This window comes from Caballeronia sp. (assembly GCF_049581465.1).
Classification (GTDB): domain Bacteria; phylum Pseudomonadota; class Gammaproteobacteria; order Burkholderiales; family Burkholderiaceae; genus Caballeronia.
In genome coordinates this window covers 1-1,561 of record NZ_JBAUSA010000465.1, presented here as the reverse complement: position 1 = coordinate 1,561, position 1,561 = coordinate 1, and the positions used below count along the sequence as shown (strand labels likewise).

The following is a 1,561-nucleotide window of genomic DNA, read 5'->3' as shown; positions in this document are numbered from 1 at the left end:
GCGCCACGATGCGCACGGGCGCGAGATTGTGCGGCTGATGCAGGGGCGCAAGGGGCACGAGCCGGTCGAGTTTCGCGAGCACGTCGGGCGTGACGATGGCGGCCTCCGAGAACGCGTCGCCACCGTGCACGACCCGATGTCCGACGGCAATCAGCCGAAGGCTTTCTTGATGATCGCGCAAAAATTCCACGATGCAGGCAATCGCGCCCTCATGCCCGATCGCCGTGCCCTTTTCCCACGTCCTCGCGCCGATTCGTGCGCCGCCGCCGTCGAAAACGACAAGGCTCGGCGAGGTATGCAGCGCTTCGACCTGCCCGCGCATCACGAGTCCAAGCTCGTCGGACCGTGCGTCGAACACGCAGAACTTGATGCTCGACGAACCCGCGTTGAGTACCAGAATGACCTCGGACATCGCATCACCCCATTGCGTTGTTGCTCTCGCGGCGTGCTTTTGCGACGAGCGCGGCCACCGCGCAGGAGGCGAGCCGCGTCATGATGGAATCGGCGCGGCTCGTGAGGATGATCGGCACGCGCGCACCCAGCACGATGCCCGCTGCGTCCGCGCCGGCAAGAAACGAAAGGCTCTTCGCCAGCATGTTTCCGGCTTCGAGGTCGGGCACCAGCAGCACATTCGCGCGGCCCGCGACCGGCGAATCGATCTGCTTGATCCTGGCCGCTTCGGGATCGATCGCGTTGTCGAGCGCGAGCGGCCCGTCGACCAGAGCGCCGGTTACCTGACCGCGGTCCACCATCTTGCATAGCGCCGCGGCCTCCACGGTGGACGGCACCTTGGAACTGACCGTCTCCATCGCCGACAGGACGGCCACCCGTATCTCCGCGACGTTCAGCGCATGCCCGAGATCGATCGCGTTCTGGAGGATGTCCGCCTTCTCGTCGAGCGTCGGCGCGATGTTGACGGCGGCGTCGGTAATGATGAGGGCATCTTCGTGCCCGGGCACATCCATCACGAAACAGTGACTGACGCGGCGTCCCGTGCGCAGACCCGAATCGCGGCTCAGGACCGCCGCCATGAGTTCGTCGGTATGCAGACTGCCTTTCATCAGCGCTTGCGCCTTGCCTTCCCGGACGAGCGCGACGGCGGCGACGGCGGCCGCCTCGCTATAGGGCGCGTCGACGATCGGATAGCCTGTGATGTCGATCCCGTGTTGAGCGGCCACCGCTTCGATGCGCGCACGCGGCCCGACGAGGATCGGCGCGATCAGTCCCGCCTGCGCCGCCTGTGCCGCACCATCGATCGAACTTGCGTCGCATGGATGCACGACAGCGGTGGGCAATGGTTCGAGCGAACTGCAGGACTCGATGAGCCTCTGGTATTTCGCGTGATCTCGTTCCATGGCGTCTTTTCCTCGATTGCTGAACAATGCAGAGCAACAACCAGACGGTTCGTGCGCTCGTTCAGGCCGGATCCGCCCTTGACGAGCAGGATAATCCGTTCAAGAACGATGCAGCGCGGCGCACTGACGGCGCTCGGATCTTGCAGCTTGCGGCTTGTGTCGGAGCCGCCGAACGACCAGTAGAGAATGGGTCCACCGGGCAAGCA

General features: G+C 64.9%; 2 protein-coding genes and 1 pseudogene. 1 reads left to right on the top strand and 2 read right to left on the bottom strand.

Annotated features, from left to right (window positions below):
* Window positions 1-412, bottom strand: a pseudogene (locus WCA53_RS11520) (acetate/propionate family kinase); the annotation flags it as partial.
* A 4-nt stretch (window positions 413-416) separates the two neighbouring features.
* The gene (locus tag WCA53_RS11515) at window positions 417-1,355 is read right to left on the bottom strand and encodes a phosphate acetyltransferase (protein WP_423909502.1); all 939 of its coding nucleotides are present in this window, start codon (window positions 1,353-1,355) and stop codon (window positions 417-419) included.
* 26 nt (window positions 1,356-1,381) lie between these two features.
* Between WCA53_RS11515 and WCA53_RS11510 the strand changes: the two genes are divergently transcribed.
* Window positions 1,382-1,561 (top strand): hypothetical protein (locus tag WCA53_RS11510; protein ID WP_423909499.1); only part of this gene is annotated, 180 nt, incomplete at its 3' end.